General features: G+C 72.9%; 1 protein-coding gene. It reads right to left on the bottom strand.

Annotation, left to right across the window (positions count from 1 at the left end; translation table 11 throughout):
• On the bottom strand, nt 1-1,110 hold a 1,110-nt coding region (locus tag LQT98_RS23635), incomplete at both ends, for a polyketide synthase dehydratase domain-containing protein (protein WP_231465687.1).

Below are 1,110 nucleotides of genomic sequence, written 5' to 3' on the forward strand. Positions count from 1 at the left end.
GCGATGGACGGCGGCAGCGCGGCGGCGTCCCCGCCCGCCGCGTCGCGCCATTCCACCGCATAGCCCTCGCGCAGCGGTTCGACGCGCAGCAACTCATTGCGGGTCACCTCGCGCGACTCCAGGCCGGTCATTTCGAGCAGCACCTTGCCGGCGTCGAACAGGCTGGCCTGCCCCCGCTCGGCCGACGCGTGACAGCGCACCCCGGCGCCGGTCCGCCCGTGCAGCGCCAGCCGCGCGATGCGCGTCGGCACAAAAGCCTTGCTGCCCTCGGGCCGCGCGGCGGCGGCCACCAGTTGCAGCACCGAATCCAGCACCCCGGGGTGCAGCAACCAGCCAGCGTCGTCGGCGTCGTCCCGCATATCGCAACACGCGTCGCCGTCCCCGGCCACGATGTCCGACAAACGCCGGAAGGTCGGTCCCATCACCACGCTGCGCGCGCGCAGCCAGCTATCCATCAGCTCGGTGGAGATCGCTTCTCCGCGCACCGGCTCCGCCGGCGCGGCGCCCGGCGCCTCGCCGGCGTCCACCCTGGCCGTCGCATGAACGTCGGCGGAGTCCAGCGTCAACACCGTGGCTTCGAAACCGTCGCCGTCGCGCACCAATTGCAGCTGGACCTTGCGCGCCGCGCCCGACGGAATCACCAGCGCGGCCGGGAAGCGCAGATCGCTCAGCACGCAGCCGTCCGAGCCGGTGAGCGCGCGCGCGCCGTCGACCATCATCACCGCGAGCGCCGCGCCGGACACCACCACCTTGTCGTAAATCACGTGATCCTGCAGGAAGGGCAAGGCGGCCACGCTCCATTCGGCGTCGAAGAAGGTCGCGCCCAAGGCCGGCGCGTCGGTGCGCCGTCCAAGGAAGGGCGTCGCGCCCGCCGCCAGGAAGCGCGGCGCGCGGTCTATCCAGTGACGCTGGCGCTGGAAGGGATAGGTCGGCAGCGCCACCCGGTTGCCGTCGCGGTAATGCTGGGACAGCTCCAGCGTCAGGCCCGCGGTCCACAGCCGCGCCAGCGCGTCCGGCGAGGCCGGATCGAGCGAAACCATGCCGGCAGCGCCCGCGCCCAGCGCCGTGTCGCCGAAGTCCAGCACCCATTCCGCGCCGGCCGCCTCCAGC

Origin of the sequence: Chromobacterium aquaticum (assembly GCF_021129195.1) — a bacterium.
Lineage (GTDB): Bacteria > Pseudomonadota > Gammaproteobacteria > Burkholderiales > Chromobacteriaceae > Chromobacterium > Chromobacterium aquaticum.